The sequence below is a fragment of the Micromonospora sp. NPDC005215 genome (assembly GCF_040607915.1).
Taxonomy (GTDB): domain Bacteria; phylum Actinomycetota; class Actinomycetes; order Mycobacteriales; family Micromonosporaceae; genus Micromonospora.
The window spans coordinates 53,802-79,843 of sequence record NZ_JBEXHQ010000026.1 but is presented as its reverse complement, the minus strand read 5'-3'; the positions used below and the strand labels follow the sequence as shown (position 1 = coordinate 79,843).

The following is a 26,042-nucleotide window of genomic DNA, read 5'->3' as shown; positions in this document are numbered from 1 at the left end:
CCTTCGCGAAATCCACCCGTCCTAGCGTGGGGTGATGCTGATCGAGTCTCGGCCCGTCATCGATCCGGAGATCGCCGCCCTGGTCATCGCGCAGCAGCGTGAGCTGAGTGCGGCTGATGGTGGGTTGGATGAGCAGGTCTTCGTCCCCCACGACGACGTCCGCTACCTGGCGGCGGTGGTGCACGGGCGGGCGGTGGCCTGTGGCGGGCTCCAGTCGATCGACGCCGAAACCGGCGAGATCAAGCGGATGTACGTCCGGCCCGCCTACCGGGGGCGGGGCATCGCCCGTCAACTGCTTGCCGCACTGGAGGAGTGTGCGTTCCGGCAGGGACAGTCGGTGGTCTGCCTGGAGACGGGCACCTACCTGCCGGCCGCGATCGCGCTGTACACCTCGTGTGGTTATCACCAGATCCCGGTCTACGGCGAGTACGTGGGCAACCCGTACAGCGTCTGTTTCGCCAAGCGACTGCCGGTCGCGGCCTGACGGCCGCGCCGCCGCTCGCGCGCCGGTGCTGGCGTGCGCGACGGCCAGGGCGTTGTCGCGCAGCCAACGAGGCATGTCGTACCTCCTTCGCCTGTCGGTTACCCCGGTGGGCGCGACCGGGAAATCGCAAAGCTCCAGGTCAGTGCCGTTCGGCCGGGTTGTCCAGGCGCCCGCCGGTGCCCGCCTTGTTCGACAGCAGCAGCCCGAGCGCGAGCATCCCGAAGCCGAGTGCGAGGTGCAGCCAGTTGTCGGCGTCGTTCACCGGCAGGATGTTCGCCCCGCTCTCGGCGTCGACCGCCTCGATGCCCAGGCCGTACAGCCAGAGCGCGAGATAGGTCGCCCCGCCGGCGGCGAGGAACACGCGGGCGCCGGCGACGCTGCGGGCCAGCACCAGACCTGCCAGCCCGAAGAGCAGGTGCACCGCGTTGTGCAGGATCGACACCTGGAACAGCCCGAGCAGTCGCGCGTCCGAGTGGTGTCCGGCGAACCTCAGCTCGCCGTAGTCGGTGGTGATGCCGGGGACGAAGCCGAGAACGCCGATCAGCAGGAAGACCCCGGCCACGACCAGCGCGGCCACCTGGACCCGGGGTCGGGGGCCCGCCCGTCGGCCACCTCGCACGTCTCGTGCCATCGCTGCCCCCTCCGTGGCTCTGCCAGCCCTCGCGAACCGCACTGTCCGCAGCGGCGACATGACGCAGCCCGACGATCCTCCATTTTGAAGTCGATCCAGCCAGCTGCGCAGAGAAATGCACGAAGAAGTATGGAAGCCGAAACCGAGGGTAGGTGAATGGTCAGCGGTCGCGGCAACGCACCGCGTCCCCCCAGTACAACCGCTACGACTTTCTGAGCGGAAGGGAAATCATGTCTTACGATCTTTCACCTACGTCTTCCACGTACGGGCAGGAGTCGACGAACGGCGGTGGCGTTCGCGACCAGGTGCGCCAGGTCGGTTCCGAGGCCGCGCAGGCTGGCGGCGCGGTCGCCCAGACCGCCAAGGAGCAGGGCACCGAGGTCGGCCGCGAGGCGGCCCGGCAGGCCCGCAACCTGTACGGCGAGACCCGCACCCAACTCGCCAGCCAGGCCGGTGAGCAGCAGCGCCGGGCCGCCGGTGGACTGCGTTCGCTGGCCGACGAGATGCACTCGATGGCCGAGCAGGGTGGTCAGGCCGGCCCGGTGACCGAGCTGGCCCGTCAGGCCGCCGACCGGGTGCACGGCGTCGCCGGCTGGCTTGAGCAGCGCGAGCCCGGCGACCTGATCACCGAGGTACGCGACTACGCGCGGCGCCACCCCGGCACCTTCCTGGTCGGCGCGGCGGTCCTCGGTGTGTTGGCCGGCCGGCTGACCCGCGGCGTCTCCGCCGCTGGCCACGACTCCGGCAACGGGTCCTCGACCTACCGGGGCGCGGGGGCGTACGACCCGGAGCAGACCGCCGTGATCCCGACGCCGCCACCGGCGCCCCGCACGACGCCGGACGCTGTCCCGCCGGGCGGCTACCTCGACCCGACCCCCGGCACGTACACCGAGCCGGCCTCCGGCGGGTACACCGAGCCGACCGGCACCGGGCAGCCGCTGCCGCCGGTGAACCAGACCGACCCGCTGCCGGGCGTTCCGTCCAGCGGCACCCCCCGCCCGTGAGCCGCCGAGTCATCCGAAGGGAGACGACGGCATGACCATGCCGACGCAGGGGCCCGGACTGGGCTCCGGCTACCACCCCGACGCGGGTGCCCCGCACAGCGCCGACGAGGTGAAGAGCAGTTCGTTGGGTGACCTGATGCGCCAGGTCACCACCGACCTGTCGACGCTGATGCGTCAGGAGGTCGAGCTGGCCAAGGCCGAGATCCGCCAGGAGGGCAGGAAGGCCGGCAAGGCCGCCGGGCTCTTCGGCGGCGCCGGCTTCGGCGGCTACATGGTGGCGCTCTTCGTGTCCATCGCCGTGTGGCAGTTCCTGGACAACGTCATGGACTCCGGCCTGGCCGCACTGATCGTGGCCGTCATCTGGGCCGCGGTCGCCGCTGTCCTCTACTCCATGGCCAAGAAGAACGCCCAGCACGTACGCGGGCTCAAGCAGACAAACGACAGCGTGCAGCGGATCCCCGACGCGCTCAAGCCGCACCCGGAGGGAGTCACCCGATGAGCACCGATCCCGATCAGATCCGCCGCGAGATCGAAGCCACCCGTAACAGCCTCAGCTCCGATGTGGACGCGCTGGCGTACAAGGTCAGCCCCAGCCGCATCGTCGACGACCGCAAGCAGCGGGCCCGTTCCGCTCTGCAGAATGTGAGGGACAAGGTCATGGGAACCGCGTCTGACCTCGGCCACGGCACCGGCGAGGCGGCCCACTCGGTGGGCGACCGTGCCTCGTCGGCGGCCTCCAGCGTCGGCGACGCCGCGCACTCGGCGGCGACCACCGTCAGCGACGCCGCGCACAGCGCGCCACGGGTGATCCGGCAGAAGTCCCAGGGCAACCCGCTCGCCGCCGGTCTGATCGCGTTCGGGGTCGGCTGGCTGGCGTCGTCGCTGATCCCGGCCTCCCGCCGCGAGCAGCAGGCCGCGACCCAGCTCAAGGAGCGGGTCGGCGAGCACAGCGGCGCGGTGAAGGAGAAGCTGGGACAGGTGGCCAGCGAGCTCAAGGAGGAGCTGCGCGAGCCCGCCCAGCAGGCCGCCGAGTCGGTGAAGTCCACCGCCCAGGACGCCGTGCACGCGGTCAAGGACGACAGCCGGTCGGCCGCGCACGACGTCAAGGACCAGGCCCAGCAGGCTCGGCACCAGGTCAGCCCCTGACCTCACCGCCGCCCCACCACCGACAGCTCACGGGCACTCCGGTGCCCGTGAGCTGTCGCGTATACCGCTCGTCAGCGCACTGCGCTCGGCGCTCGGAGGGCCCGGGTGGGGCGGGAGGCGTGGCGGATGCGGGTGTCGCCGTATCGGACACCGCCGAGCAGGAGGCGTCGGGCGACCGCCAGCCAGCTGCACACGCCACGTTCCAGCAGCCAGAGTGGGGCTGCCAGCGCGGTGCTCGGCGGAAAGACCCTACCGCCGCCGGCGCGACGACGACCCGCCTCGGCCAGGGCGACCACCCCGGCCGCCGCGCCGAGCAGCAGCCGGGGCCGGCGTGACGCGACCGCCGCCGCCAGCCCCGGCAGGACCGCCAGCGCGGTCAGCAGGCGAGCCGGCTGGGCCAGATCGTCGTACGCCTGCCGGACCCGTTGGCCCCGGAAGTGCGCGGCGTCCGGCGGCAGCCGGCGGACGTACAGCCAGGCCGGCTTGGCCTCGACACCGCCGAACCCGCGCACGGTACGGATCAGCTCCAGGTTCTCGAAGAGCACATTCGGGTCGTACCCGCCCATGGCGAGGAAGGTGCTGCGCCGCACCGCGAGGGTGCCCGGGTAGTCGTCCCCGAGCGACCGGTTGAGCAGCGTCCGGCCGGTGTCCCACCAGGCGTGCCAGGGCAGCGGGTCGAAGTAGTTCTGCGGTCGCACCAGATCGACCCGGCCCAGCAGCCGGTGCACGGCGGTCAGCCCGGTCTCGTCGTACCGGACGTCGTCGTCGGCGATCACCACGTGCTCGTGGCCCGCCACGCGTACACCGGTGCGTACGCCGAGCACCTTGCCGTTGAGCCCGGGAGCGGTGACGTCGGGCGGGAGGTGCCGGACCAGCCCTCGCCAGGCGTCGGCGTGCCGCGCGAACACATCCGGTGCGGATCCGTCGACCACTATCACCTCGACCCGGTCGGCCAGCCACCGCAGGTAACCGGTCAACTCGGCCAGGCCCGTGTCGTCGTGCCAGCGCAGCGGCAGCACGTACGTCATCGGCAGGTGGACCGGCGACGCGCCGGCGCGGTCGTGGTCGACGCCCCACCGGCGCGCGGCGCGCCGGGCGTCACCAGGTGGGCTGAACAAGGACATCGACGTGCCTCCTCGCCAGGACGGCGGTGAACCGGTGGTTGAGCAGCACCTGCCCGCATTCCCGCCGATCAAACGGACATGTTGTTTCGACCGCCTGACGCCGGGTAGCGCTGCCGGAGAGAGCTGTCCATCCCCGGATGTCCGGATGGAGGAGACGAGATGACAAGCAACGGAACGAGATGGGCGGTGCTCGGCGTCACCGCGGTGACGGCGGTCGGTGTGGGGCGGGCGGTTGCTCGCCGCCGGCACCGACATCAGCCGGAGCGGCAGGACGGCTGGTACGTGGTACGTCGCGGGGTGACCGTGGACCGGTCCCGGGACGGGGTGATCGGCTTCTGGACCGACCGGGAACGGCTGGACCGCGCGCTGGCCGGGTGGGCCACCCTGGAGCAGCTCGACGACCGGCGCTGGCGGTGCGTGGCCCGCGACCGGGCCGGCGGCGACACGGAGTGGCGCGCGGAGATCACCGTCGACGGGCCGGGCACGCTGCGGTGGCGGGTCGAGGACGGGCCGGTGCCGCAGGAGGGGCGGATCGAGCTGGCCGACGCCCCCCAGGGGCGGGGCACCGAGATCCGGGCCGAGCTGCGGTACCGCTCGGGTCCGGTGCGCCGGGTGTTCGGCCTGATCGGTGGGAACGACCCCGATCTGGCGCTGCGGGACACCCTGCGGCGGGTGAAGTCGCTGATCGAGTGCGGCCAGGTGATCGACACCCGGGACGACCCGTCCGGCCGTAGCCCCAGGCAGGAGAAGGCGACCGACAAGGTCCGGGAGAAGTTGATGACGGGAGGACGGGCGTGAGGGCACTCTGCTGGGAAGGCGTCGGAAAGCTGGCGGTCCGGGACGTGCCGGAGCCCCGGATCCGCGCCGAGGGGGACCTCATCGTCCGGGTCCGGGCCAGCAGTGTCTGTGGCTCCGACCTGCACCTGATCAACGGGTACCTGCCGGCGATGCGGGAGGGCGACATCCTCGGCCACGAGTTCATGGGCGAGGTGGTGGAGACCGGGCCCGGCGTACGCCGGCACAAGGTCGGTGACCGGGTGGTGGTCGGCTCGGTGGTCGCCTGCGGTGGTTGCTGGTACTGCCGGACCGAGCAGTACTCGCTCTGCGACAACTCCAACCCCCAGCCGGTGTTAACCGAGAAGCTGTGGGGGCACTCACCGGCCGGCATCCTCGGCTACTCGCACGCCGCCGGCGGCTACTCCGGATCGCACGCCGAGTACATCCGGGTGCCGTTCGGCGACGTCGGCGCGTTCGGGGTGCCCGACGGGGTGCCGGACGACACGGTGGTGTTCGCCTCCGACGCGATGCCCACCGGGTGGATGGCGGCGGACTTCTGCGGGCTCACCGGTGGCGAGGTGGTCGCCGTCTGGGGCGCCGGCGGCGTCGGTCAGATGGCGGCCCGGTCGGCGCAACTCCTCGGCGCCGAGCGGGTCATCATGATCGACCGGTTCCCGGACCGGCTCGCCACCGCCGCCGAGCGGGTCGGCGTCGAGACGATCAACTACGCCGAGAACGACGTGCTGGAGGCGCTGCGGGAGTTGACCGCCGGGCGCGGGCCGGACGCCTGCATCGAGGCCGTCGGCATGGAGTCGCACGACGTCGGGCCGACCTACGCGTACGACCGGGTGAAGCAGGCGGCGCGGTTGCAGACCGACCGCCCGACCTCGGTCCGCCAAGCGATCATGGCCTGCCGCAAGGGTGGCACGGTGAGCATCGTCGGCGTGTACGCCGGCCTGGTCGACAAGTTCCCGCTCGGCGCGGCCATGAACAAGGCCCTGGTGCTGCGGATGGGGCAGATGCACGCGCAGCGCTACATCCCGATGCTGCTCGACCGGCTCGCCGCCGGCGAGATGGACCCCGGCTACCTGGCCACCCACCCGATCTCCCTGGAGCAGGGCGCCCACGGCTACGAGCTGTTCGAGAAGAAGCAGGACGGCTGTCTCCGCAGCGTCCTGCACCCCTGACCCGCCGAGCGCGCCGCCTCGCCGGTCAGCGGGTTGATCGGCGAGGCGGAGGTCAGGCGGTGCGGCGGATGTTGCCGAGGGTCAGGCCGAGGGGCGGCAGTGCCGGCATTCGGTGCAGGTCCAGGGCCAGGTTCTGGACGGGAACGTCGTAGCGCATGGTGGTGGTCAGGTTGGCGACCGCCCGTTTCATCAGGTCGATGGTGATCCACTCGCCCGCGCACCGGTGTCCGGCCCAGTGGTCACCGCCGCCCTGCGGGATCAGCTCGAACGGGTCCACGCGTCGGCCGGCGAATCGTTCCGGGCGGAACAGCTCCGGTTCCGGCCAGAGGGTCGGGTGGTGGTTGGTGCCGTACAGGTCGAGCAGCACCCGTCGGCCCCGGGGAAAGTGGTGGCCCTGCCAGTCGAAGGAGTGCCGGACCCGGGCCGCCGCGATCGGGAAGAACGGGTAGTAGCGGCGTACCTCCTGGACGAAGTTCCCGGTGGCCTCGCCGTCGCCGCGAACCCGCTCCCGCCAGCCCGGATGGTCGTGCAGGGCGAGCGCGGCGAACGCGATGTACTGGTCCACGGCGACCACCGGCCGCAGCACGTTGAGCAACTCCACCGCCGCGACCCGCCGGGGGAGGAGCCGGTCCTCCCGGTCCCGGTGCTCGGCGATCACGGCCAGGGCGCTCCCGGACGGCGCCCGTTGGAGACCGACCCGGGTCCGTTCGATGAGGTCGGCGAGCCAGCGTTCGGCGCGGCGCCGGGCGAGCCGGCCCCGCCAGTGCCGGAGGCCGACCACCGCCGGCGCTTCGATCATCGCGTGCAGTTCGACGGCGCGCCGCTCGACCTGCGACGTGGGCAGCGGTACCCCGGCCCAGGCGCAGACCACCTGGGTCAGCACGCGGCCCAGCTCTTCGTAGAGCGACAGCGGCCCGGCGGCCTCCCAGGCGGGGACCCGGGCCCGCCACTCGTCGTCGAAGAGCTGGCCGAGATGCTGGATGGCGGTCGGCGTCATGATCGACATGAACATGGCCTTGCGATCGGCGTGTTCGGGCCCGTCCAACCCCTGCACGCCCCGCCGACCGGTGAGGGTCCGCTGCGCCCGCAGCGGCATGGCGGTCGCGCGTTGGAAGCGTTCGTTGTCGTAGAACAACACCGCCGCCGGCCGACCGCGCAGGCAGATGGTCGGTGCGAGCAGGATCCGGGTCTGGAAGACGTCGCTGCCGTACCGCTCGCAGCGTGCCCCGATGAACCGGTAGCCGGTGCGGAGCAACGCGAGGGTGCTGTCCGGGCTGCGGTCGGCCGGCATTGTCGCCATCGGGTCTCCTCACGCGCGGGTGCGGCCGGTCACCACCGGGCCGGTTGCGGGTACCCCCGTCGCCGCCGCTGAATCCCCGCGCCGACCGCACGCCGGCTGGCCCCTCCCAGGAGCGGCGGAACCTGGTTTGCTGCTGGTGGGGCAATTATGGGGAGGGCGGATGCGCGACAACACATCGCCGCAGTGGCGGCAGCGGCGAACGGTCGGGGCACTGGGCGGAGGCCGTGACGCGCGGTCACTGATCGGCCCGCCTCGACGGCCCGTCCGGCCGCACCGGTTCTTCACAGTGCACCTGGGCTTCACCGCGCCCACCGTGGTCGAGGCCCGCGAGCTGGCCGTGGCGTACGCGGAGGCGTTGAACCTGCTCCGCCCGGAGGTGGCGCTCGGCGCGGCGGCCCTGTCGCCGGCCGACGCCTGGCAGCGGGCCGAGCGGCTGTTCTGCGGTGCGGTCGGCCCGGACGGCGAACGCTGCGTCGACGTGGCCGATCATCCGGGCTTCCACCACGCCCCGGGCCCCGGCGGTCTGGGTTGGGGTGACGGCGACGGCCCGGCCCGTGGCTGACCGCCAACCCGGGGTCGCCGATCCCGGGTTGGCGGCCACCGCACACCGGCGGGCGCGATCAGTCCAGGTCAAACTCGCCGTCCTGCGCGCCGGCCACGAACGCGTCCCACTCGGCCTGCGTGAAGACCAGCACCGGCCCCTCGGGCTCGGCCGAGTTGCGCATCCCGATCAGGTCGTCGACGAAGGCGACCTCGACGGCGCTGTCGGAGGTGTCCCCTTCGGCCCGCTGCCAGACCGCCCGAGAGAGGTCGAAGTCGCCCTTGGGGTGCTGCGCCATTGTTCTTTCCTCCAGTGCCGAGGGTCGTGTGGTGACCGAGTGTCGATCCCCATCGGGCAGGATAAGCGGATGCCGAGCCTGACCCGTGTAGAGGCGACCGCGCGTGGCGCGGCGATTACTGTCGAGTCCTATCAGGTGGACCTCGACCTGACCGCTGGCGCGGAGCTGTTCGGCTCCCGCGTCGAGATCCGGTTCCGGGCCACCCCCGGCACCGCGACCTTCGCCGAGGTCAAGCCCGCCAAACTGCTCGCGGTACGCCTCAACGACCGCGACCTCGACACCGACCTGTTGACCGACAACCGGCTGCCGCTCACCGACCTGGCCGCGGAGAACACGCTTGTTGTCGAGGCCGAGATGACGTACTCCAACGCGGGCGAGGGGATGCACCGTTTCGTCGACCCGGCCGACGGCGAGACGTACCTCTACGCGGTGAGCTTCCTCGACAACGTGCAACGCATCTTCGCCGCGTTCGACCAGCCCGACCTCAAGGCACCCGTCGTCCTCTCGGTGACCGCTCCGCCGGAGTGGACGGTCTCCAGCAACGCCGAGGTGGCCGCCAGACCGGCACCCGGTCGCTGGGAGTTCGCCCCCAGCGCGCCGCTGGCCACGTACTTCTTCTCGCTGATCGCCGGGCCGTACCACGTGCGGCGGGCCGAGCACGACGGCGTGCCGCTGGGCATCTACTGCCGCGGGTCGCTGGCCGAGCACCTGGATGCCGACGCCGAGGAGATCTTCACCATCACCGGGCAGTGCCTGGACCGGTTCCACCAGCTCTTCACCGAGCGCTACCCGTTCGGCAAGTACGACCAGGCGTTCGTGCCGGAGTTCAACGCCGGCGCCATGGAAAACCCGGGCATCGTCACCTTCCGGGACGACTACGTGTTCCGCTCGGCGGTCACCGACACGCAGCGCGAGCAGCGGGCCACCACCATCGCCCACGAGATGGCGCACATGTGGTTCGGTGACCTGGTCACCATGCGCTGGTGGGACGACCTGTGGTTGAACGAGTCCTTCGCGGAGTACCTGGGCACCCGGGTCACCGCCGAGGCGACCCGCTTCGAGCAGGCATGGACGACCTTCGCCCTGCGTCGCAAGGCCTGGGGGTACGCGGCCGACCAACGGCCCTCCACCCACCCGGTCGCGCCGGATGAGGTGGCCGACGCCGACGAGGGTCTGCTCAACTTCGACGGCATCTCGTACGCCAAGGGCGCCAGCGTGCTGCGGCAACTGGTCGCGTGGCTCGGCGACGAGGCGTTCCTCGCCGGCCTGAACGCTCACTTCGCCGAGCACCGCTTCGGCAACGCCACGCTCGCCGACCTGCTGGCCAGCCTCTCCACCGCCAGCGGCCGGGACCTGTCCGGTTGGGCCGAGGTGTGGTTGCGCCGGCCGCAGGTCAACACCCTGCGCGCCGAGGTCGCCGTCGACGCCGACGGCCGCTACACCGACGTGGCAGTGGTGCAGACCGCACCGGATTCCCACCCGGTGCTGCGCCCGCACCGGATCGGCGTGGGCCGCTACTCGGTGGACGGCGCCGTGCAGCGCGACGACATCGACATCGACCCCGCTGTCGACGGCGGCCGGACCGTGTTGGGGGCGCTGGTCGGCACGCCGGCGGCCCGGCTCCTGCTGCCCAACGACGGCGACCTCACCTTCGCCAAGGTGCGCCTCGACCCGGCGTCGGCGGACGCGGTTGCGCTGCTGCTGCCCAGCATGGGTGACCCGCTGACCCGGGCGATCCTCTGGGCCGAGGCGTTGGACGCGGCGACCGACGGGGAGCGACCGGTCCTCGGCCTGGTCGACCTGATGGCCGCCGCGCTGCCCACCGAGACCGAGGTGATCATCGCGGAGGACGTGCTCACGCTCAGCCGGTCGCTTGTGGACCGCTACCTCGACCCGCTGACCCGGTCCGCGGCGCTGGCCCGGGTCGCCGGGGCCTGCCAGCGGCTGCTCGACGGCGCGCCGGCGGGGGAGTCGTTGCAGCTGGCCGCGGCGCGGGGGTGGATCGCCGCGACCACCGACGCGGACCTGCTCGTCGGCTGGCTCGCCGGCCGGGACGTGCCGGCCGGTCTGCGGGTCGACGCGGAGCTGCGCTGGGCGGTGCTTCGCCGGTTGGTGGTGCTGGGTGCCGCCGGAGAGGCGGAGATCGCCGTCGAGGCGGCCGCCGACAACAGCTCCACTGGCGCGGAACGTGCCGCCCGCTGCCGGGCCGCCCTGCCCGACCCGGTCGCGAAGAAGGCGGCCTGGGACATCATCGTGCGGGACACCGAGCTGTCCAACCGACTGCTGGAGGCGACCGCCGAGGGGTTCTGGCAACCCGAGCAGGCCGAGCTGACCGCCGCGTACGTCGAGCGGTACTTCACGGACATGCCGTCGGCCGCGCGTCGGCGTACCCCGTGGACGGCCGACCAGGTGGCGAAGCTGGCGTTTCCCCGCTACGCCGTGGCGCAGCCGACCCGGGAGGCGGCCGCGGCGCTGCTGGCCCGCGACGACCTGACCCCCGGCCTGCGCCGGGTGGTCGCCGACGCCGACGACGACCTGCGCCGCGCGCTGGTCGCCCGCACGGCGGTGGCCGCCGCGGCGGCCTGACAGCGGCCCGGCGCGGGGGTGGCCAGCCGGCCGCCCCCGCGCCCAGCGCTCAACGCAGCGCGAGCTCCGTCGTGATCGGGGCGTCCCAGTCGATGACGTAGCGCTGCTCGTGGGCGATGGTCTTCTCCGGGTCCAGCACCGTGCGCACCATCAGCGGCATCAGCAGCGGCATCAGCGTCCGGGCGACCGGCCCCGGCGCCTTGGCATGATTGATCCGGGCCGCGCGGGCGGCGATCTTCTCCACCCTGGCCCGGCGCAGCCGCACGTACGCGGCGAACGCCGCCTCCACGTCCGGCAGGTCACGAAGGCAGCGGGCGAGCTGCACCGCACTCTCGATGGCCAGCGACGCACCCTGCCCGGAGCTGTTCGACGGCGCGTGCACCGCGTCGCCGACAAGCACCATCCGGCCCCGGTGCCAGTGCGGCACGGGCGGCATGATCTGCAACGAGCCGGCCACCTGGAGTGCGTCGGCGTCGCTGGTCGCCATCAGCTCGCGGCCCGGGTCGTCGTCGCCGTAGCTGGTCAGCAACGTTTCCAACCACTGTCGCGCCGGCACCGCACGGGCCTCGACGAGGCTCATCGGCCGCTGCTGCGGCAGGTTGGCGCCCCACCGGGTGCCGCCGCCGGGCTCCGGCCAGTACAGGTAGTAGCCCCGTTGCCCGAACGCGAACGTCATAGTGCCCGGCTCGACGCCCACCTCATGCCGGGCGACCGCCTCGAAACTGAGCAGGCCGGTGAACCGGGGACCGGGCGCGGCCGGGTCGATGAGCCCGCGGACCGTGGACCGGATGCCGTCCGCGCCGACGAGGATGTCGGCGGTGGCGCTGCTGCCGTCCTCGAACCGGGCCGTCACGCCGCTGTCGGTCTGCTCGGCGTCGACGAGCCGTTTGCCGTACGCGAACGGGAGGCCCTCGGCGACCGCCCGGTCGTGCAGCACCCGGTGCAGCTCGGCCCGGTGCACCACCCGCAGCGGCGGCACTCCGGCCAGCGTGGGCAGGTCGATGCGGCGACGGCCCACGGCCATCGCGCTGCGCTCGATCGGGGTGGCGACCGCCGTCACCGCCTCGTCCGCGCCGACCATGCGCAGGGCCGCCACGCCGTTGGGCGCGAGGGCGAGGGTGCCGCCGATGCCGTCGACCCCGCTGGCGGTGGCGGGGTACGCCTCGTAGACGGTGGCGGTGATGCCGGCTCGGCGCAGCGCGAGCGCCGTCACCGGTCCGGCGATGCCGCCGCCGATGACGATCGCGGTTCGTACCGTGGTCATTGGTCTCTCCCTGGGTGCTGTCGGTTCGTGCGCGTGCGAACCGACCTGGGAGGGCGCCCGGCTATCCTCTGGTTGCCGCTTCGGGCCGGGTGCCTTTCCAGGTGTCGGTTCGAGGTAAGGGCTCCGGCGGGGTGTTGGCGCACCCCGCCGGAGCCGTTTGTCAGTCGGTGGTCTCCGCGGTCGGGGTGCTGGTCCTCTCGGCCAGCCCGGTCAGCTCGGCCGGTATCTCGCCGGTCTCGTGGAAGGCCCGCCAGGTGTCCAGCCCCGGATAGCTGCCCGAGGTCAGCTCGGCGAGCAGGGCACGCAGCCAGGTTGCCTCCGCGGCCCGTAGGGCCAGGTCGTACTCCGACTCGACCAGGAACAGCCGCGGGATCTCCCGCAGGTGGGCGTCGAGCGTCTCGCGGTCCCGTCGGAGCGCGTCGTCCAGCAGGTCGAGCCGCTGACGGAGCAGGTCGGTGGCCTCGTCGGGGTGCAGCGCGGCGAGGACGGACAACCCGGCCCGGAAGCGGGGATGCTCCGGCATCGGGGTGGACACCAGCTCACGGGCCCAGTCGACAAGCTCGGCGCGCCCCGCGTCGGTGATCCGGTAGACGGTGCGTTCCGGGCGTCGGCCCTCCCGAACGCTCTCCACCGCGTCGATCAGGTGGTGTTTGTCCAGGTTGCGGATGACCGTGTAGAAGGAGCCCCACTTGAACTGCATGTCCTGGTCCTTGCCCCAGGCGCGCAGTGCGGTGGCGATCTCGTACGGGTGCATCGGCCGCTGGACCAGGGCGGACAGCACGGCCAACGCAAGCAGGTTGCTGACCTTCCGCCGCTTCGGCACAACGCCCTCCAAGCTCGCTCGCGAACAACTACTCGTCTACGAGTATATGCCCGCGAGCGCTCCCACCGCGACCCCCGCGCGCCGCGACCCGGCGCGGTGATCGACCCCGGTGTCCCGGCGGGACGTGGCGCGGCCCGCACCCGGGCCGGGGTCGTCGGTCCCGACGGTCGGCCTACGATCATCGGGTGGAGGAAGATATCCGGCGGATCGGGATCATGGGTGGCACCTTCGACCCGATCCACCACGGCCACCTCGTCGCGGCCAGTGAGGTGGCGGACCGTTTCGGCCTGGACGAGGTCGTCTTCGTCCCGACCGGGCAGCCGTGGCAGAAGGCCGACGAACCGGTCAGCCCGGCCGAGGACCGGTACCTGATGACGGTCATCGCCACCGCCTCCAACCCCCGCTTTCAGGTCAGTCGGGTCGACATCGACCGCAGTGGGCCGACCTACACTGTCGACACGCTGCGCGACCTTCAGGCCGAGTACGGCCCCAAGGTGCAGCTGTTCTTCATCACCGGCGCGGACGCCCTGCAGCGCATCCTGTCCTGGAAGGATCTGGACGAGATCTTCGAGTTGGCCCACTTCGTCGGGGTGACGCGGCCCGGCTTCCCGCTGACCGACAAGCACCTGCCGGCGGACACCGTCAGCCTGATCCAGGTGCCCGCGATGTCCATCTCGTCGACCGACTGCCGCGCCCGGGTGGCCCGAGGCGAGCCGGTCTGGTATCTGGTGCCCGACGGTGTGGTGCAGTACATCGCCAAGCGGAGCCTCTATCAACGCTGACCACGCCGGATTCCGACCAGTTTGTGCAGTTAACCGACCAGAACTGCACGGTCGCGGCGTCGCCGGGTATGAGACGCTTGGAGGATCGCACGCTTGATCGAAGGAGAACGGTGACAGTTTCCGAACGCGCCTACGAGCTGGCAATGGCGGCCGCCCAGGCCGCCGCCGACAAGAAGGCGCAGGACATCGCGATCATCGACGTCGGCGACCAGCTCGCCATCACCGACGCGTTCGTGCTCGCCGCTGCCCCCAACGAGCGTCAGGTGCTGGCCATCGTGGACGCCATCGAGGAGAGCCTGCTGGAGCTGCCGGACAAGGCCAAGCCGGTGCGGCGCGAGGGCGAGCGTGGTGGCCGTTGGGTGCTGCTCGACTACGTCGACATCGTGGTGCACGTCCAGCACACGGAGGAGCGCGAGTTCTACGGGCTCGACCGCCTCTGGAAGGACTGCCCCACCATCCCGTTCGTCGATCGCGACCTGGTCGAGGCCGACGCCAGCGGGTCCGCCGCCGCCGAATGACCCGACTGATCATCTGGCGGCACGGCAACACCGACTGGAACGCCGCCAACCGCGTCCAGGGGCAGACCGACGTACCCCTCAACGAGCTGGGTCGCGACCAGGCCCGCGCCGCCGCGCCGCTGCTCGCGGCGCTGCGGCCCGACGCCATCGTGGCCAGCGACCTGAGCCGCGCCGTGGAGACCGCCGCCGCGCTCGCCGCGTTGACGGGGCTTCCGGTTCGCACCGACGCCCGGCTACGCGAGCGGCACTTCGGCCAGTGGCAGGGCCTGCACCTCACCGAGGTCGCCGAACGCTTCGGAGAGGAGTACACCCGCTGGCGGGCCGGCGACCCCGATCCGGGCGCGGATCTGGAGCCCCTGCACGACCTCGGCGAGCGGGTCGGCACCGCGTTGCGGGAAGCAGCCGACGCCACACCGGGCGGCACTGTGGTGATCGCCACCCACGGTGGCGGCTCCCGGCAGGGCATCGGTCACCTGCTCGGCTGGGACACCGGCGTGCTGCGCACCATCGGCTCCCTGGCCAACTGCCACTGGAGCGAGCTACGGCACGACGACCGCGCGCCGACGATCGGGCGTGCGCAGGACGTCAGTGGCTGGCAGTTGCGGGCGCACAACGTCGGCCTGGTCACCGCTCCGGTCGCCGTCGACGCGATCTGAGCGCTCGCGCCTCGGCGTTGGGGGCTTCGATCGGCTAGCGTGCCGGGCATGCCCGTCGCGGTCGTCATCGACTCCACCGCCTATCTTCCGCCCGAGCTGTTGCAGGCGCACCGGCTGACAGTGGTCCCGTTGACCGTCGTGCTCAACGGCGCGGAGGGGCTGGAGGGGGTGGAAACCCAGCCGGCCGATGCCACAGTGGCGCTGAGCGCCCGGCGGGTACGGGCCACCACCTCCCGCCCGGCGCCGGACCAGTTCGCCCGGACGTACCGTCAACTGCTCGACGCCGGCGCGGACGGGATCGTCTCGGTGCACCTCTCCGCCGCGCTGTCCGGCACGGTGGAGGCCGCCCGCCTGGCCGCGGCCGACCTGGACGGCCGGGTCGAGGTCGTGGACAGCCGCTCCGCCGGCATGGGGCTGGGCTTCCCGGCCATCGCGGCCGCCACCGCCGCCGAGGTCGGCGTCGACCTCGCCGGGGTACGCGACGCGGCGCTCGCCGCAGTCGCCCGCACCACCGTCTTCTTCTACGTCGACACGCTGGAGTTTCTCCGCCGAGGCGGCCGGATCAACGCGGCCGAGGCGCTGTTCGGCACCGCCCTGTCCGTCAAGCCGATCATGCACATGCCGGACGGTGCGATCGTGCTGCGCGAGAAGGTCCGCACCGCCAGCCGGGGGGTGGCCCGGCTCGTGGACCTGGCCGTCGAGGTGGCCGGGGACGACGACGTGGACCTCGGGGTGCATCACCTGGCCGCGCCGCAACGGGCCGAGGCGCTGCGGACCGCGCTGACCGAACGCCTCGGTGACCGGCTGCACGACACGTACGTCTCCGAGGCGGGCGCGGTCGTCGGCGCGCATGCCGGCCCCGGGCTGGCCTGCGTGGTCGTCCACCGCCGACCGGAGCGCTGAGCGGTGCCCACGTCGTGTGTCGTGACCGGCGGTGGTCGCGGTGTCGGCCGGGCCGTCGTGGAACGCCTGGTGGCGACCGGCGCCACAGTCGTCGTGTTGGAGCGCGACGCCGACGCGGCCGACTGGCTGACCGGGCACCCGGCCGCCGACCGACTCGTCGCGGTGTTCGGGGACGCCGCCGACGAGCGGGTGGCCGAGCACGCCGCCGACCTGGCCGAACGCGCGGCGCCCCTGACCGGCTGGGTGAACAACGCGGCGGTGTTCCGCGACGCCGCGCTGCACTCCGCGTCGGCCGACACGGTCCTGGACCTGATCGGGCTGAACCTGCGCCCGGCCGTGGTGGGCGCGGCGGTGGCCGTCCGCCGGTTCCTGGCCCGCGCCGCCGGCGGCGCGATCGTCAACGTCTCGTCGCACCAGGCCCGCCGGCCCGTGTCAGGTGCCCTGCCGTACGCGACGGCGAAGGCCGCCGTGGAGGGGCTGACCCGGGCGCTGGCCGTCGAGTACGGCAAGCACGGCATCCGCGCCAACGCGGTAGCGCTCGGCTCGATCGCCACCGAGCGGCACACCGAATTCCTGGCCGCGCAGGAGCCCACCCAGGCCCAGTGGATCGACGCCGAGCTGAATCGGCTGCACCCGGTGGGCCGCATCGGGCGGGTCGACGAGGTGGCCGAGGCCGTCGCGTACCTGCTGTCACCTGCGGCGAGCTTCGTCAACGGGGTGATCCTGCCGGTGGACGGGGGACGAGCCGTGCTCGGCCTCGACCCGGAGGCCCGCTGACGGCGGACCGTTCGGATTTTTACCTGTCGGCGACGAAGACGCCCTGCCCCTGCTGACCGTAGACCAGGTTCCGCTCGTGCAACTCCTTGACGGCTCGGTAGGCCGTGGAGCGTGCCACGTTGTAGAGCTCACCGATCTCGGACACCGATGGCAGTTGTTGGCCCGGCGAGTATCCGCCCGAGCGGATCTTCTGCTCGACGTCGTCCGCCACGCGGCGGTAGTGCGGTGGTCTCGTTGGCATGATCGATTCTCCTGGACTTCAGCGGAGATCGGTGAATGATCCGGCCCACGCCGTTCGTGTTAGCCTCCGTGCGCGCCCCAGATGGGCCTACCCCCCGGAGGTTCTGGCTACTTCAGCCACCACGCCGAGATCGACGCGATGTGCGCGTCTCTCGTGCGGGGTCCGGGGGCGTCGGTGCCCTCGGGGCTTCGTCATCGCTGTGGCTGCGGAGGGCTCTGGGCCTCCGGTCGGGTCTTCGGATCGACCGAGAGACGGTACGCATGACAGTCACGTTCAACCACACCATCATCGCCACCAAGGACAAGAACGCCTCGGCGGCGTTCTACCGGGAGCTGTTCGAGTTGCCGGATACGCCGTCGTGGGGGCCGTTCGTCAACGTCCAGCTGGACGAGGGTGTGTTGCTCCAGTTCGCCGAGCCGCCGGTGGACATCCAGATGCAGCACTACGCGTTTCTGGTCGACGACGAGCTGTTCGCCCGATGCCTGGCGTTTGTCGAGGGGCGCGGCATCACCTACTGGGCCGACCCGCAGCTGAAGCGGGAGGGCGAGACCAACACCGAGCACGGTGGACGGGGTTTCTACTTCATGGACCCGGCGGGTCACGCGATCGAGATCATCACTCGGCCGTACCTGTAGTGAGCGGGGAGGGCGGCGGCACCACCCGTCCCGACGGCCGGAACCCTGGTTGAGTAAGTCCCAACTCAGGACGGGCTGCGGACGCAGGGAGGGTGCTCGCCATCCGTTGTGGCTGCCCGCCATCTCGATGTGCTGATGAGCGGTATACCTCAGAGGTATGAATATGACTCTGAGGTATACCGCCCACTACTGCAACCGCCCCCGCCGAGGTGACCGCCAGGCCGCCGGCCACAGCCCGAGCCAGGGTGAGGAATTACTCGTCTAGAACGCTTCGTCGGCCACCCCGCTGTAGCCGCGTAGTCCGTGCTGCCGAGCCAGCTCGTAAATGCCATCGAGATGGCCGAGCATCCCTACCGGAAGGGTGAGCAGCACGTACTTCGCTTGACCAGCCAGTCACGCGGGCCAGCCGGGACATCTCACTCGGGGACGCGTTCGACCCGGACACCGACCGGCGACGGCTCCTGAGCCTGGCGGCGAGCCACGCAGCGGCAATGCCCGACTGAGACGGCGTAGCCCGCGCGTCGGCGCCCTCGAGGCTTTGTGTCGCAGCCCGCCGGCCGTCAGCCTCGCTGCTGAGCCTCGTAGGCGCGGGTCACCTGCGCCGTGGGGTCCGCGCTCTCGGCCGTGCGCACGGGGTCAGCCAGCAGGAAACCCGGCAGCGAGAACCGGGCACCATGTTCGCGCTCGGACAGCACGAACGTTCCGCCTCGCCGCTCTGGCTGCCAACCGTTCTCCAGCGCATAGCTGATGACTGCCCGCACGTCGACGGCCGTGGGATAGCTGTCGTCTGTCGCACACGCCTCCCACCGCGATGGCCCGGTGATCGACAGCAGATCCACCTCGAGTTTCTGGCTGGTCTTGCCGGCGCCCCAGGCGCGAACGCGGATGCCCCGGTGGCAGTCGCCGCCGCCCGGCACGCAGTGAATCACCGCGCGCCACACGAAGGTGCACCCGTCGATCCGTATCCGCCGTAGTCGAGTCCGCACGAGGCCCCCCTTCGCCGTCGGATCTTTGCCGACCCACCGGCCCTACGCCAGCGTTTTCTGTGCCTGGTGTGGTGGCGGCGCAGCGCCGCCGGGGCACCACCTCCGGTCTTGTTACCCATGCCCCGGGTGCCGCTGAGACCGTTAGCAGATCTGTGCTTGATCAGGGCGTTGTCCACAGTGGCATCGGTTATCCACAGGGCGCCGCCGCCACACCCCACCGCCTCCGCCGTCGCCATAGCGTCGCCCTGTGTCGCACGACGAGGAGACCGAGGTACGCCAGCGCCTGCGCCGGCTGACGGACGCGCCGCTGGACGTGTCATCACCGCCGGCAGGGGTGCCGCTCGTGGGCGTACCTCTGGCCGGGGTGCTGCCATCCCGGGCCGGGGCGCCGTTGGCGGAGCCGGACGCGGGCGTACCCCTTGCCGTGGAAGGCTCGGCGGCCCCGCGGCTGTCCGGCCCTGGCGCGTTCGACCCAGGGCGACGCGGTGTGCGGGCGCTGGCTGTCGTCGCGGCGGTGGTGGTGCTGGCCGCCGCCGGATGGGCCTGGTGGTCCCGGCCGCACGCCGAGCCGGTCGCACCACTGGGCAGCGAGGCCACCGCGACCACTCCGGCAAGCGACCGCAGCGCGTCCGGCTCCGGGGAGCTGGTGGTGGCGGTCGCGGGCAAGGTCCGCAAGCCCGGGTTGGTGCGGTTGCCGGCCGGGTCCCGGCTCGCCGACGCGGTGCAGGCGGCCGGCGGCCCACTTCCCGGGGTCGACGTGGCGCTGCTCAACCCCGCTCGCAAGGTCACCGACGGCGAGTTGATCGTGGTCGGGGTGACGCCGCCGCCGGTGCCGGGCGGGCCGGCGGCGGGCGGGACGGCACCGGCCACCGGGCCGCTGAACCTCAACACCGCCACCCTGGCGCAGCTCGACGCGCTGCCCGGGGTCGGGCCGGTGCTCGCCCAGCGCATCCTCGACCACCGGGACCAGCACGGCGGGTTCAAGGCCGTCGGCGACCTGCGCCAGGTCGACGGGATCGGCGACACCCGGTACGAGCAGCTCAAGGACCTGGTGACGGTATGAACCGCAGCCCTGTCACCGGCAACCCGTCGCCGCCCGACGACGGCTTGAGCGGTGCCCAGCACCAGACCCCGCCACCGGATCTGCGGCTCGCCGGGCTGGCCGTGGCCGCCTGGCTCACCGCGCTCGCCGGCCTGCATCTCGGCACCCGCTCGCTCCTGCTGGTGGCCGCATTGATGACCATCCTGACCGCGTGCAACGCCCTGCACCTGCTCGGGCGCCTCGGTCGTCCTCGGGCCGCTGCGCGCCGCTACGGTTGGATCGCCGTCGCGGTCGGCCTCGGCGTGGTCTGCGCGGGGGCGGCCACCGCAGCTCAGCTCGCCATCCGGGACACACCGCCGATCCGTGCCCTGGCCGAGCAGCGCGCTCTGGTCACCGCCGAGGTGGTGGTCCGGGACGATCCGCGCCCGATCCGTTCCGCCGGGCGAACGGGGATGCTGCTGGTGCCGAGCGAACTGGTCCGGCTCACCGACCCCGATGGCCGCCGAATCCACGCGTCGGTGCGGCTGCTCGTCCTGGCCACCGACCCGGCCTGGCGTGGGCTGCTACCCGGGCAACGCCTCACCGCCGACGGTCGGCTCGACGTTCCACGCGGTGGTGACCTCACCGCAGCCGTGCTCAGCACCAACGGCCCGCCGCAGCGGCACGGTGAGTCGTCCTGGGCGCAGCGTGCCGCCGGCACCCTGCGTGCCGGTCTGCAACGGGCCTGCGCGCCGCTGCCCGACGATCCGGGTGGGCTGCTGCCGGGGCTGGTCGTGGGAGACACCAGCCGACTGCCGCCCGCCGTCGAGGAGGACTTCCAGGCCACCGGGATGACACATCTCAATGCCGTGTCGGGGAGCAATGTGGCGATCGTGGTTGGCGCGGTGTTGTTGCTGGCTCGCTGGTCGCGAGCCGGTCCGTGGCTCGCCGTCGGGCTCTGCGCAGGGGCGCTGGTGGGCTTCGTCATCCTGGTTCGCCCGTCGCCGAGTGTCGTACGGGCCGCGACGATGGGGGCGATCGGGCTCGCCGCGCTTGCCGCCGGTCGTCCCCGCGCCGCGCTGCCCGCGTTGGCCGCCGCCGTCACCGTGCTGATTCTGGTCGACCCCGAGTTGGCCGGGGATCCCGGGTTCGCGCTCTCCGTCCTGGCCACTGGTGGTCTGTTGCTGCTCGCGCCGCGCTGGCGGGACGGGCTGCGGAGGCGCGGCGTGCCGCCCGGCCTGGCGGAGGCGCTGGCCGTCCCGGCGGCCGCGCAACTGGCGTGCGGGCCGGTCGTCGCCGGCATCTCCGGCACTGTCAGCCTGGTGGCGGTGCCCGCCAACCTGCTGGCCGTGCCTGCCATCGCGCCAGCGACAGTGCTGGGCGTGCTGGCGGCCGTGGTGTCGCCGATCTGGCCGGGCGGTGCCGAGTTCCTTGCCTGGCTGGCGAGCTGGCCGGCGTGGTGGCTCGTGGTCATCGCCCGACAGGGCACCCGACTGCCGGGCGGCACCCTGCCGTGGCCCGGCGGGGTGCCGGGGGCACTACTGCTGGCCGTGTTGACGGTCGCCCTGCTGGTCGCGGTGCGCCGGCCCGTCGTGCGCCGGCTGGTGGCAGTGGTCGGCGTCGCCGCAGTCCTGGGCGCCCTTCCGGTGCGGTTGGCGTCGTCAGGCTGGCCGCCGAGGGGTTGGGTGGTGGTGGCCTGCGCGGTGGGTCAGGGCGATGCCCTGGTGCTGCCGGTCGGCGCCGGCCGGGCGGTGGTGGTGGACGCCGGGCCGGAGCCGAGCGCGGTGGACGGTTGCCTGCGTCGGCTCGGCGTACGCGAGGTGCCGCTGCTGGTGATCAGCCACTTCCACGCCGACCACGTGGCTGGAGTGGCCGGGGTGTTCCGGGGACGACGGGTGGGTGCCGTGCTGGTGCCGTCCTCGACAGATCCGGAGAGTGGCCGGGACCTGGTCCGGGCGGCGGCGACCGCCGGACGGGCTGCGCTGCTCACCACCGTGGCCGGCGCGCGCCACCCGATCGGAGGCGTCGACCTGCTGGTGCTCGGTCCGCCGTACCCGCTGGCCGGCACCAGGTCCGACCCGAACAACAACTCACTGGTGTTGCGGGCCACGGTGGGCGGAGTGCGGATCCTGCTGCCCGGGGACGCCGAGACCGAGGAGCAGCACGCGTTGCTGACGCGGACGACGCCCGACCAGTTACGGGCGGATGTGTTGAAGCTCGCGCATCACGGTTCGGCGTACCAGGACCCGAGCTTCCTCGACGCGGTGCGCCCGGCGGTCGCGCTCGTGCCGGTGGGCAGCGGCAACACCTACGGCCATCCGAACCCGGGGCTGCTCGCCCGGCTGAGCAGGGGCGGCACCCGGGTGCTGCGCACCGACACCGACGGCGACCTGGCGGCGATCCGGACCGGTGGTGGCCTGGCCGTGGTCCGACGAGGCATCCCACCGGGCCGACAATCCTGAGCTGACGGCGTGGATCAGGGGCGGGGCTTCGTGGAGACGGCCGGCAGGGTGCCGGTCAGCGCGCGTCCGACCGAACCTGGCGAAACAAATTGTAGATTAAGCGGCAATTGAGATAGATGTCTGGATTTGCGCTGAGTGCGGGCTGCGCCGACCAAGCAGCGAATGAGCAGGCACGATCCCGACGTGGGCCGTGCGAATATGGGCGGCGTGACCGCCGCCAACCTCGCCCCCATTCTGCTCGTCCTCGGTGACGAGGAGTTGCTCGCCACGCGCGCGGTCACCGAAGCTGTCGCGAAGGTTCGCAGTGTCGACCCCGAGGTGGACGTCCGCGAATACCAGGCCAGTGTGCTCACCGTCGGCGAGATCGCCGAGATGCTCAGCCCTTCGCTGTTCGGCGGGAGGCGGCTGCTGATCCTGCGCTCGGGCCAGGACGCCCGCAAGGACCTGGTCGCGGCGCTGCTGGCGTACGCGAAGAATCCCGACCCGGACGTCCAGCTGCTCGTGCTGCACCTGGGTGCCGCCAAGGGCAAGGCGTTCGCCGACGGGCTGCGGGCGGCCGGCGCGACGGTCGTCCCGGCGGCCAAGCTCAAGGGGCACCGCGACCGGGTGGCCTTCGTCCGTGACGAGATCCGCCGGGCCGGCGGAAAGTGCACCGACGACGCCGCCGAAGCGCTCATCGCGGCGGTCGGCAACGACATGCGCGAGCTGGCTGCCGCCTGTTCCCAACTGATCGCCGACACCGACGGGCGGATCAGCGCCGACACGGTGAGCCGCTACTACCGGGGTCGGGTCGAGGTGACCGGCTTCACGGTGGCGGACGCCACCATGGTCGGTGATGTGCCGGCAGCGCTGGAGGCGCTGCGTTGGGCCCTGCACGTCGGGGTCGACCCGGTGCCCATCGCCGACGCCCTCGCCGACGGGGTACGCACGGTGGCCCGGGTGGCGTCGGCCGGGCGGGGCAACCCGTACCAGCTCGCCAGCAGCCTCGGCATGCCCGCCTGGAAGATCGAGCGGGCGCAGCGGCAGGGGCGCGGCTGGACGCCGGAGGGCCTGGTCCGGGCCATGCAGGTCGCCGCCGAGTGCAACGCCGCCGTCAAGGGCGGCTCCGACGACCGGGCGTACGCCCTGGAGCGCGCGGTCTTCTCGGTTGCGGCAGCCCGGCACGGCGGCACCAGGTGACGGGGACGAACCGCCCGGCGTGGGCCACTGTCGCCGTCGACGAGGAGCGCTATCGGCCGCTCTACGCGCGACTCCTCGGCCTGCGGTTCGTCAACCCCGGCGGCGTGCTGTGCTTCCTCTTCTTCGAGGGCACCATCGCGCTGGCCGTGCTGCTCGCCCTCGCCGAGTTGGTCACCTGGTGGGCGGTACTGGTGCTGCCCGCCGTGGTGGCGGCGATGGTCAAGCTCAACGACATGGTGGCCGCGATCGTGGTCCGTTCCGCCGCGCTCGTGCCCGAGCAGGAACGGGATCGGTTTCGCCGGCAGATGGAGCCGGTGGTCGGCCGAGCCCAAGTGGAGTGGATCTCGCACAGCGTCAGCGGCGTGGTGATCACCGCCGATCCGGCGCCGCCCACCCGTCGCGCCGACCCGTCACGCTGAGCCCGACCCGTCAGATCGATCCGACCCGTCGGAATTGAGCGGCTGGTCTGCGGACACAATGCCGGTCTGCGGACACACGGAAGCCCCGGACCGAGGCCCGGGGCTTTCCGAATCAGTCTGACGGTGAAGTCGTCAGACGGAGAGAGCAACCACGCGCTTCGCGATCGCGGACTTGCGGTTCGCGGCCTGGTTGGAGTGGATCACGCCCTTGCTGACGGCCTTGTCCAGCTTGCGAGAGGCGTCCAGCATGAGCGCGGTGGCCTTATCGACGTCACCGGCCTCGGCAGCCTCGTGGAACTTCCGGACGGCGGTCTTCAGCGACGACTTGACCGACTTGTTGCGCAGCCGGGCCTTCTCGTTCTGCCGGTTGCGCTTGATCTGGGACTTGATGTTCGCCACGCGACAGCCTCGTCTTGATAGCTCGGGTTGGTCAGCTTCTGCGCGCGAGATGACGAACATGCGTCATCGCTGCGCGAAGAGCCAGGTTACCAGGTCGCCCGGGACGAGCCAAAACGGCTCGGCCAAACGGGGTGCGCCACGGGTCGCGGCCCGCTGCCTGATCCACTCGGCTTCACCGAAAACGGGGCATCCCCAGCGAGGTGACACCCCAGTATCAGCGAACCCGAGTTGATCACGAGAAGGGCCGCAGCGCCGCCGGGCCAGGGCCGCCGGGCCAGGGCCGCCGGGCCAGGGCCGCCGTTACCGCCAGCCCTGGCGGTGAGCCAGCCAGTCGAGCGACTGCTCACCGCTCCACCGCTGGTGGGCGGGCAGGTGCGGCGAGGCGGTCGGGGGAGCCGCCGCGGCGCCGGTGAGGTAGTAGCCGGCCAGTGCGGCCAGGGTCGCGTCCAGCGCGTCCGGGGGCGCGCCCGCCGTCGCCGGGTGCACGGCGAAGAGCCGGTCCGCGTCCAGGCCGCTGGCGTACGCGGTGAGCAGCAGACCGGCCAGGTCGAACCAGGCCGGCCCGGAGCACACCCAGGTCCAGTCGCAGAACCAGGCTCGGCCGTCCGCGTCGATCAACACGTTGTCGACCCGCAGGTCGCCGTGGATCAGGCCGGTCGCCCCGGCGGCGTACCGGGGGAGGTGGGACTCCAGCGCCACCAGCTCGGCCAGGCGGCCCCGCGCCGGAGCGGGCAGTGGTGGGGCCGGCTCGCGCCCGGCGGCGACCTCCTCCCACCAGAGGATGTCCGAGCGGGCCAGGTCGGCCAGCTGCGGCAGGCCGAGCGCGGCCAACTCGGCCGGCGGGTCGGCCAGGGCGGTGGCGACCTCCGCGTACCCGGCGAGGGTCGCGTCCAACTCGGCGGGCACCCAGGGCAGGCGCGGGGTGTGGCCGTCGACGGCGTCGGTGCAGAGCGCGAACCAGCCAGCTTCGTACAGGGTCCACCGGGGGCGGGGCGCCGGCAGGCCGGCCGGCAGCCGGTCGAGGATCGCGGCCTCCCGGGCGTACCAGTCGACCAGATGCGGTTGCTCGGCGGCGGGCGCCGCCTTCACGAAGGCCCGGCCACCGTCGGCGGTGTCCAGCACTGCGGCGAAGCCGCGGGTGAAGCCCGCGCCCGCGACCCGGGCGGTGACCACCGGCGCGCCGAGCCGGTCGGTGACCGCGGCCCGCAGCGCCGCCGGCAGCGTCGGCCACGACGGGCGCAGGGCGCTCGCGTGGTAGGGCACCGGCGGCAGCGGGGGAGGGGACACCACACCATGCTGCCCCGGGGTACGTGCGCGCCGCACTGCGACACTGCCAGACTGCCAAGCCATGAGGACCGAGGACTTCTGGCAGCTGATCGACGAGGCTCGGGCCGGCGGTGGGGGAGAACCCGGGCCGGTCGCCGCGCGGGCCGTCGCGCTGCTCGCCGAGCGCGACCCGGAGGACATCGTCGGGTACGCCCGGCACCAGACGCGGGTGCTGGCCGCCTCGCACAAGGCGGACCTGTGGGGTGCGGCGTACCTGATCAACGGTGGCGCCTCGGCCGACGGCTTCGAGCACTTCCGGGGCTGGCTGATGGCCCAGGGGCGGGCGGTCTTCGCCCGCGCGGTCGCCGAACCGGACTCCCTGGCCGAACTGCCCCAGGTGCGGGCGGCCTCGCTCAGCGGCGAGGAGTTCTCCGCCGAGCGGATGCTGTCGGTGCCCTGGGACGCGTACCGGAAGGCCACCGCTACCGACCTGCCGGCGGACCGCGAGCCGGTGCGGACGCCGGACCTCAACGACTTCTGGGACTTCGACGACGAGGAGGAGGCGCGTCGGCGGTTGCCCCGACTGGCCGCGCTCTTCGTCGAGCCGCCGCTGGAGTGAGGGCCGCGGGCCGA

At 72.3% G+C, this 26,042-nt stretch carries 29 protein-coding genes; 19 read left to right on the top strand and 10 right to left on the bottom strand.

Annotated elements, in window-relative coordinates:
* Positions 1-34: 34 nt before the first annotated feature.
* Positions 35-484 (top strand): GNAT family N-acetyltransferase, encoded by a 450-nt coding sequence (locus ABZU25_RS20265; protein WP_355030896.1) that lies wholly within the window; start codon positions 35-37, stop codon positions 482-484.
* 139 nt (positions 485-623) lie between these two features.
* Here ABZU25_RS20265 and ABZU25_RS20260 read toward each other — a convergent pair whose 3' ends face one another.
* Positions 624-1,115, bottom strand: coding sequence for a DUF4383 domain-containing protein (locus tag ABZU25_RS20260; RefSeq protein ID WP_355030895.1), 492 nt, complete (start codon positions 1,113-1,115; stop codon positions 624-626).
* Between the two features lie 230 nt (positions 1,116-1,345).
* Here ABZU25_RS20260 and ABZU25_RS20255 point away from each other — a divergent pair, with 230 nt between their 5' ends.
* From ABZU25_RS20255 to ABZU25_RS20245, 3 genes are read left to right on the top strand one after another with little or no spacing between them, the layout of a single operon-like run.
* On the top strand, positions 1,346-2,119 hold the full coding sequence (locus tag ABZU25_RS20255) for a hypothetical protein (protein WP_355030894.1): 774 nt from the start codon (positions 1,346-1,348) through the stop codon (positions 2,117-2,119).
* 31 nt (positions 2,120-2,150) lie between these two features.
* Complete coding sequence (locus ABZU25_RS20250; RefSeq protein WP_355030893.1) at positions 2,151-2,618, top strand: phage holin family protein; 468 nt, start codon at positions 2,151-2,153, stop codon at positions 2,616-2,618.
* On the top strand, positions 2,615-3,265 hold the full coding sequence (locus ABZU25_RS20245) for a DUF3618 domain-containing protein (RefSeq protein ID WP_355030892.1): 651 nt from the start codon (positions 2,615-2,617) through the stop codon (positions 3,263-3,265). Before ABZU25_RS20250 ends, ABZU25_RS20245 begins: the two co-directional genes overlap by 4 nt.
* Before the next feature lie 71 nt (positions 3,266-3,336).
* Here the strand turns inward: ABZU25_RS20245 and ABZU25_RS20240 are convergent, their stop codons facing one another.
* Positions 3,337-4,389 (bottom strand): glycosyltransferase family 2 protein, encoded by a 1,053-nt coding sequence (locus ABZU25_RS20240; protein WP_355030891.1) that lies wholly within the window; start codon positions 4,387-4,389, stop codon positions 3,337-3,339.
* A 159-nt stretch (positions 4,390-4,548) separates the two neighbouring features.
* Here ABZU25_RS20240 and ABZU25_RS20235 point away from each other — a divergent pair, with 159 nt between their 5' ends.
* Positions 4,549-5,187 (top strand): cyclase, encoded by a 639-nt coding sequence (locus ABZU25_RS20235; RefSeq protein WP_355030890.1) that lies wholly within the window; start codon positions 4,549-4,551, stop codon positions 5,185-5,187.
* Positions 5,184-6,353: a zinc-dependent alcohol dehydrogenase gene (locus ABZU25_RS20230; protein ID WP_355030889.1), complete on the top strand. Its 1,170-nt coding sequence runs from the start codon at positions 5,184-5,186 to the stop codon at positions 6,351-6,353. Before ABZU25_RS20235 ends, ABZU25_RS20230 begins: the two co-directional genes overlap by 4 nt.
* Before the next feature lie 52 nt (positions 6,354-6,405).
* On the opposite strand, the gene ABZU25_RS20225 is transcribed toward ABZU25_RS20230, so the two are convergent.
* Positions 6,406-7,653 (bottom strand): cytochrome P450, encoded by a 1,248-nt coding sequence (locus ABZU25_RS20225; RefSeq protein ID WP_355030888.1) that lies wholly within the window; start codon positions 7,651-7,653, stop codon positions 6,406-6,408.
* 160 nt (positions 7,654-7,813) lie between these two features.
* Here ABZU25_RS20225 and ABZU25_RS20220 point away from each other — a divergent pair, with 160 nt between their 5' ends.
* Entirely contained in the window at positions 7,814-8,215 is a 402-nt protein-coding gene (locus tag ABZU25_RS20220) for a hypothetical protein (protein ID WP_355030887.1), read from the top strand.
* 58 nt (positions 8,216-8,273) lie between these two features.
* On the opposite strand, the gene ABZU25_RS20215 is transcribed toward ABZU25_RS20220, so the two are convergent.
* Positions 8,274-8,492, bottom strand: a complete 219-nt coding sequence (locus tag ABZU25_RS20215; RefSeq protein ID WP_030491749.1) for a DUF397 domain-containing protein — start codon at positions 8,490-8,492, stop codon at positions 8,274-8,276.
* A 69-nt stretch (positions 8,493-8,561) separates the two neighbouring features.
* Between ABZU25_RS20215 and pepN the strand changes: the two genes are divergently transcribed.
* Entirely contained in the window at positions 8,562-11,078 is a 2,517-nt protein-coding gene (gene pepN, locus ABZU25_RS20210) for an aminopeptidase N (protein ID WP_355030886.1), read from the top strand.
* A gap of 49 nt (positions 11,079-11,127) precedes the next feature.
* Here pepN and ABZU25_RS20205 read toward each other — a convergent pair whose 3' ends face one another.
* Together ABZU25_RS20205 and ABZU25_RS20200 are read right to left on the bottom strand one after the other, a co-directional pair.
* Positions 11,128-12,342 carry an FAD-dependent monooxygenase gene (locus ABZU25_RS20205; RefSeq protein WP_355030885.1) on the bottom strand — a complete coding sequence of 405 codons (1,215 nt, stop codon included), beginning with the start codon at positions 12,340-12,342 and terminating at the stop codon, positions 11,128-11,130.
* Positions 12,343-12,502: 160 nt separating this feature from the next.
* The gene (locus tag ABZU25_RS20200) at positions 12,503-13,165 is read right to left on the bottom strand and encodes a PadR family transcriptional regulator (RefSeq protein WP_355030884.1); all 663 of its coding nucleotides are present in this window, start codon (positions 13,163-13,165) and stop codon (positions 12,503-12,505) included.
* Positions 13,166-13,350: 185 nt separating this feature from the next.
* Here ABZU25_RS20200 and nadD point away from each other — a divergent pair, with 185 nt between their 5' ends.
* The 5 genes from nadD to ABZU25_RS20175 all read left to right on the top strand — a co-directional run bounded on the left by nadD (position 13,351) and on the right by ABZU25_RS20175 (position 16,801).
* Positions 13,351-13,947, top strand: a complete 597-nt coding sequence (gene nadD, locus ABZU25_RS20195; protein ID WP_124817466.1) for a nicotinate-nucleotide adenylyltransferase — start codon at positions 13,351-13,353, stop codon at positions 13,945-13,947.
* A gap of 110 nt (positions 13,948-14,057) precedes the next feature.
* Complete coding sequence (rsfS, locus tag ABZU25_RS20190; RefSeq protein ID WP_355030883.1) at positions 14,058-14,465, top strand: ribosome silencing factor; 408 nt, start codon at positions 14,058-14,060, stop codon at positions 14,463-14,465.
* Positions 14,462-15,121, top strand: a complete 660-nt coding sequence (locus ABZU25_RS20185) for a histidine phosphatase family protein (protein WP_355030882.1) — start codon at positions 14,462-14,464, stop codon at positions 15,119-15,121. The genes rsfS and ABZU25_RS20185 overlap by 4 nt, the downstream gene beginning before the upstream one ends.
* 48 nt (positions 15,122-15,169) lie before the next feature.
* Positions 15,170-16,024 carry a DegV family protein gene (locus ABZU25_RS20180; RefSeq protein WP_355030881.1) on the top strand — a complete coding sequence of 285 codons (855 nt, stop codon included), beginning with the start codon at positions 15,170-15,172 and terminating at the stop codon, positions 16,022-16,024.
* A gap of 21 nt (positions 16,025-16,045) precedes the next feature.
* A complete protein-coding gene (locus ABZU25_RS20175; protein ID WP_355030880.1) occupies positions 16,046-16,801 on the top strand; it encodes an SDR family oxidoreductase in 756 nt (251 codons plus the stop codon).
* A 19-nt stretch (positions 16,802-16,820) separates the two neighbouring features.
* Here ABZU25_RS20175 and ABZU25_RS20170 read toward each other — a convergent pair whose 3' ends face one another.
* The gene (locus tag ABZU25_RS20170) at positions 16,821-17,042 is read right to left on the bottom strand and encodes a GntR family transcriptional regulator (RefSeq protein ID WP_355030879.1); all 222 of its coding nucleotides are present in this window, start codon (positions 17,040-17,042) and stop codon (positions 16,821-16,823) included.
* Between the two features lie 260 nt (positions 17,043-17,302).
* Between ABZU25_RS20170 and ABZU25_RS20165 the strand changes: the two genes are divergently transcribed.
* The gene (locus tag ABZU25_RS20165) at positions 17,303-17,677 is read left to right on the top strand and encodes a VOC family protein (RefSeq protein ID WP_355030878.1); all 375 of its coding nucleotides are present in this window, start codon (positions 17,303-17,305) and stop codon (positions 17,675-17,677) included.
* Positions 17,678-18,237: 560 nt separating this feature from the next.
* Here ABZU25_RS20165 and ABZU25_RS20160 read toward each other — a convergent pair.
* Positions 18,238-18,618, bottom strand: a complete 381-nt coding sequence (locus tag ABZU25_RS20160) for an integrase (protein WP_355030877.1) — start codon at positions 18,616-18,618, stop codon at positions 18,238-18,240.
* Between the two features lie 292 nt (positions 18,619-18,910).
* Here ABZU25_RS20160 and ABZU25_RS20155 point away from each other — a divergent pair, with 292 nt between their 5' ends.
* The 4 genes from ABZU25_RS20155 to ABZU25_RS20140 all read left to right on the top strand — a co-directional run bounded on the left by ABZU25_RS20155 (position 18,911) and on the right by ABZU25_RS20140 (position 23,744).
* Positions 18,911-19,726: a ComEA family DNA-binding protein gene (locus tag ABZU25_RS20155; RefSeq protein ID WP_355030876.1), complete on the top strand. Its 816-nt coding sequence runs from the start codon at positions 18,911-18,913 to the stop codon at positions 19,724-19,726.
* Positions 19,723-22,146, top strand: coding sequence for a ComEC/Rec2 family competence protein (locus ABZU25_RS20150; protein WP_355030875.1), 2,424 nt, complete (start codon positions 19,723-19,725; stop codon positions 22,144-22,146). The genes ABZU25_RS20155 and ABZU25_RS20150 overlap by 4 nt, the downstream gene beginning before the upstream one ends.
* Positions 22,147-22,344: 198 nt before the next feature.
* Entirely contained in the window at positions 22,345-23,325 is a 981-nt protein-coding gene (gene holA, locus ABZU25_RS20145; RefSeq protein WP_355030922.1) for a DNA polymerase III subunit delta, read from the top strand.
* A complete protein-coding gene (locus ABZU25_RS20140; protein ID WP_355030874.1) occupies positions 23,322-23,744 on the top strand; it encodes a hypothetical protein in 423 nt (140 codons plus the stop codon). Before holA ends, ABZU25_RS20140 begins: the two co-directional genes overlap by 4 nt.
* A gap of 132 nt (positions 23,745-23,876) precedes the next feature.
* Here the strand turns inward: ABZU25_RS20140 and rpsT are convergent, their stop codons facing one another.
* Positions 23,877-24,143 carry a 30S ribosomal protein S20 gene (rpsT, locus tag ABZU25_RS20135; protein ID WP_355030873.1) on the bottom strand — a complete coding sequence of 89 codons (267 nt, stop codon included), beginning with the start codon at positions 24,141-24,143 and terminating at the stop codon, positions 23,877-23,879.
* 300 nt (positions 24,144-24,443) lie between these two features.
* Complete coding sequence (locus ABZU25_RS20130; RefSeq protein ID WP_355030872.1) at positions 24,444-25,430, bottom strand: phosphotransferase; 987 nt, start codon at positions 25,428-25,430, stop codon at positions 24,444-24,446.
* Positions 25,431-25,491: 61 nt separating this feature from the next.
* Here ABZU25_RS20130 and ABZU25_RS20125 point away from each other — a divergent pair, with 61 nt between their 5' ends.
* Entirely contained in the window at positions 25,492-26,028 is a 537-nt protein-coding gene (locus ABZU25_RS20125) for a DUF4240 domain-containing protein (protein WP_355030871.1), read from the top strand.
* The last annotated feature ends 14 nt before the right edge of the window (positions 26,029-26,042 follow it).

Bases quoted from the DNA above. Each gene is read 5' to 3' on its own strand.
- ABZU25_RS20265 (WP_355030896.1), top strand. From the start codon at position 35: ATGCTGATCGAGTCTCGGCCCGTCATCGATCCGGAGATCGCCGCCCTG.
- ABZU25_RS20260 (WP_355030895.1), bottom strand. From the start codon at position 1,115: ATGGCACGAGACGTGCGAGGTGGCCGACGGGCGGGCCCCCGACCCCGG.
- ABZU25_RS20255 (WP_355030894.1), top strand. From the start codon at position 1,346: ATGTCTTACGATCTTTCACCTACGTCTTCCACGTACGGGCAGGAGTCG.
- ABZU25_RS20250 (WP_355030893.1), top strand. From the start codon at position 2,151: ATGACCATGCCGACGCAGGGGCCCGGACTGGGCTCCGGCTACCACCCC.
- ABZU25_RS20245 (WP_355030892.1), top strand. From the start codon at position 2,615: ATGAGCACCGATCCCGATCAGATCCGCCGCGAGATCGAAGCCACCCGT.
- ABZU25_RS20240 (WP_355030891.1), bottom strand. From the start codon at position 4,389: ATGTCCTTGTTCAGCCCACCTGGTGACGCCCGGCGCGCCGCGCGCCGG.
- ABZU25_RS20235 (WP_355030890.1), top strand. From the start codon at position 4,549: ATGACAAGCAACGGAACGAGATGGGCGGTGCTCGGCGTCACCGCGGTG.
- ABZU25_RS20225 (WP_355030888.1), bottom strand. From the start codon at position 7,653: ATGGCGACAATGCCGGCCGACCGCAGCCCGGACAGCACCCTCGCGTTG.
- ABZU25_RS20220 (WP_355030887.1), top strand. From the start codon at position 7,814: ATGCGCGACAACACATCGCCGCAGTGGCGGCAGCGGCGAACGGTCGGG.
- ABZU25_RS20215 (WP_030491749.1), bottom strand. From the start codon at position 8,492: ATGGCGCAGCACCCCAAGGGCGACTTCGACCTCTCTCGGGCGGTCTGG.
- pepN (WP_355030886.1), top strand. From the start codon at position 8,562: ATGCCGAGCCTGACCCGTGTAGAGGCGACCGCGCGTGGCGCGGCGATT.
- ABZU25_RS20205 (WP_355030885.1), bottom strand. From the start codon at position 12,342: ATGACCACGGTACGAACCGCGATCGTCATCGGCGGCGGCATCGCCGGA.
- ABZU25_RS20185 (WP_355030882.1), top strand. From the start codon at position 14,462: ATGACCCGACTGATCATCTGGCGGCACGGCAACACCGACTGGAACGCC.
- ABZU25_RS20180 (WP_355030881.1), top strand. From the start codon at position 15,170: ATGCCCGTCGCGGTCGTCATCGACTCCACCGCCTATCTTCCGCCCGAG.
- ABZU25_RS20170 (WP_355030879.1), bottom strand. From the start codon at position 17,042: ATGCCAACGAGACCACCGCACTACCGCCGCGTGGCGGACGACGTCGAG.
- ABZU25_RS20165 (WP_355030878.1), top strand. From the start codon at position 17,303: ATGACAGTCACGTTCAACCACACCATCATCGCCACCAAGGACAAGAAC.
- ABZU25_RS20150 (WP_355030875.1), top strand. From the start codon at position 19,723: ATGAACCGCAGCCCTGTCACCGGCAACCCGTCGCCGCCCGACGACGGC.
- holA (WP_355030922.1), top strand. From the start codon at position 22,345: ATGGGCGGCGTGACCGCCGCCAACCTCGCCCCCATTCTGCTCGTCCTC.
- ABZU25_RS20125 (WP_355030871.1), top strand. From the start codon at position 25,492: ATGAGGACCGAGGACTTCTGGCAGCTGATCGACGAGGCTCGGGCCGGC.